At 70.0% G+C, this 1,825-nt stretch carries 3 protein-coding genes; all 3 read right to left on the bottom strand.

All coding sequences use genetic code 11. The annotated features are described in order from the left end of the window. Positions 1-797: MCP four helix bundle domain-containing protein (locus VGT06_00015; protein HEV8661517.1), on the bottom strand; the 797-nt coding region annotated here is incomplete at its 3' end. Between the two features lie 27 nt (positions 798-824). After that, on the bottom strand, positions 825-1,436 hold the full coding sequence (locus VGT06_00010; protein ID HEV8661516.1) for a chemotaxis protein CheW: 612 nt from the start codon (positions 1,434-1,436) through the stop codon (positions 825-827). Then, positions 1,436-1,825, bottom strand: a 390-nt coding sequence (locus tag VGT06_00005; protein ID HEV8661515.1) for a tetratricopeptide repeat protein, incomplete at its 5' end; no start/stop codon positions are given. The genes VGT06_00005 and VGT06_00010, both read right to left, overlap by 1 nt.

The raw sequence follows: 1,825 nt of genomic DNA, 5'->3' as shown, positions 1-1,825 counted from the left end.
GCCCGGGCCTTCTGGGCCGCCACCTGGGCCGTCTGCTTCACCTCGTCCACGGTCGTGGAGGTCTCCTGGACCGCCGTGGCCTCCTCGGCCGTCCCGGAGGCCTGCTGCGTCGTGGCGGCGAGGATTTCAGCGGAGGCGGAGGCGAGCGTCGTGATCGTGCTGCGCAGAGGACCGGTGATGGAGCGCGTCACCCCCCAGGCGATGCCGGCGCCGCCCGCGAGCGCGATGCCCGCCGCGAAAACCATTGCCCAGAAGGCCCGGGACGCCGCGCCGAGGGCCGACGCCGTGATGTCCTTCGTGCGAGTCCTCTCGGTAGCCACGAGGCGGCGGACCAGGTCGCGCTCCTGATCGCGTGCCGGTACGACCCGCCTGTTCAAGATCTGGATCGCTTCGGCCTCACGGCCGGCCTTGGTTGCCGCGATCGCAGCGCTGGACGCCTCGTCCCAGGCGCTCAGCAGGCCGAGCGCCTCTTCCCAACCCTTTCTCGCCTCCGCGGTGGCGCTCGTCTCCCGAAGCCGCGTCATCCCCTCGCGGGCTTCGCCGATCTGCCTCTCCCTGTCCGTGAGGAGTCGCTCTTCGCGCTCGCGGAGGTAGCGGAGGAAGGACGCCATCGCGCGGTCGGAGTCCCCCCTTGCCTCCAGGGCCGCCTCGATGCCCTGTTCCCGTTGGTGGATCACCGTCCCGAACGTCTCGGCGGTCCGGGAGAGCGCATACGTGCCCACCCCCGTCACCAGCAGGAGGAGCAAGAGAAGGACCGTGTATCCGACGGTAATCCGCTGCCCGACTGTCCATCGCATCTGGCGGCCCCTTCTCCTTGCGGGGGGTCAGCTCCCCCCGTTGTTGACCATGATCCGCGGATCCTGGGCCAGCGCTTCCACGTCCAGCACGGCAACCATCGTTCCCGTAACGCCCTTGCAAAGGGCCTGGCGATCCCCGGTGAGGCTCACCGGAGGTGGCGCCACGTCGTGGGCGGCAACCTGGGTTGTTCCCACCAGGGCCTCAGCCAGGATTCCGAACGTCATCCCTCCGGCTTCCACCGCCACGACCCGGCCCCCGGGAGGAACCCCCTGACCCTGCAGCTCCAGCAGCCTCCGGAGATCCAGAATGGGAAGGATCCGTCCCCGGTGGTTCATCACCCCGAGGATGAGGGGCGGTGTGCACGGCACCGGCGTCAGCTCCCGGAGAGACATCGTCTCCAGCACGTGCTCCGTCTCGATCCCGTAGCGCTCCCCCGCGAGAGAGAAGACCAAGAGGTCCAGCATGGCGGTGGCGGTCGGAGCCGAGTCCAGGGGTCGCGCCAGCGCCTGCGCCCTGTCCTCCAAGATTTGCTTGACCGTTTCTGGGGAACGCTCCCCGCCGGCCTCGAGGGCCTGGCGGATCTGCTCCAAGGAGACGTAGGCCTGCTCCCAGCTGATCGCCCGCCGCGGTGCTTCCATCACCGGACCTCGAGGTACGCCCGGGCCATCTCCAGGAGGCGGCCCGCCGTCAGGCCGTCGCTGCCGGGGACTGGCTCATCGGGCGGCGCCGGACGTAAGAGGCGCACCACGGTCTCCATGGACCGCTGTCCCTGCATGCGCTTCGCCTGGCGGAGCAGGAGGCTTCCCTGGAGAAAGTGGGCGGGAGCGAACTCCGGGGCCAGGTAGATGGCCCGGCGAAGTGCTTCCAGGGCGGCGGAGACTTCCCCCTGCTCCTGGCAGATCGCGGCCAGCAGGAAGTGCGCCTCCGGGTTGAGCCGATCCCGCCCCACTGCGGCCTGACAGAGATGGCGGGCCTGCTCCAGGTCGCCCCGGTCTGCCAGGGTGCGGGCTCGCCGGAGGAGAGTAGC

Origin of the sequence: Candidatus Methylomirabilis sp., from assembly GCA_036000645.1 — a bacterium.
Classification (GTDB): Bacteria; Methylomirabilota; Methylomirabilia; order Methylomirabilales; family JACPAU01; genus JACPAU01.
Note: the sequence above shows the minus strand (reverse complement) of the source record. Positions and strands in the feature narration are given on the sequence as shown.

Bases quoted from the DNA above. Each gene is read 5' to 3' on its own strand.
- VGT06_00010 (HEV8661516.1), bottom strand. From the start codon at position 1,436: ATGGAAGCACCGCGGCGGGCGATCAGCTGGGAGCAGGCCTACGTCTCC.